This is a genomic window from Paraburkholderia sp. BR13439 (assembly GCF_040948805.1).
GTDB lineage: Bacteria > Pseudomonadota > Gammaproteobacteria > Burkholderiales > Burkholderiaceae > Paraburkholderia > Paraburkholderia youngii.
Genome location: NZ_JBFPKN010000181.1, coordinates 1 through 308 on the forward strand (window position 1 = coordinate 1; position 308 = coordinate 308).

The window sequence follows — 308 nt, forward strand, 5'->3', positions numbered from 1 at the left end:
AGAGCACCGTATGCCAGTGTGGCTGCGAGCGCGTGCGCATCGGCGAGGACATCAGCGAGAAGCTGGACTACACGCCAGGTGTGTTCACCGTGGAGCGGCATATCCGTGGCAAGTGGGTGTGCAGAAACTGCGAAACACTGATTCAGGCTGCGGTGCCTGCGCATGTGATCGACAAGGGCATCCCGACCGCAGGACTGCTGGCGTCAGTGCTGGTTGCCAAGTACGCTGACCACCTTCCCCTGTACCGTCAGGAGCAGATCTTTGCGCGAGCGGGCGTCGCGATACCGCGCTCGACATTGGGCGCATGG

General features: G+C 62.3%; 1 protein-coding gene. It reads left to right on the forward strand.

The window, feature by feature from the left end:
- Positions 1–308, forward strand: a 308-nt coding sequence (locus AB3X96_RS42775) for an IS66 family transposase zinc-finger binding domain-containing protein (RefSeq protein ID WP_368594445.1), incomplete at both ends; no start/stop codon positions are given.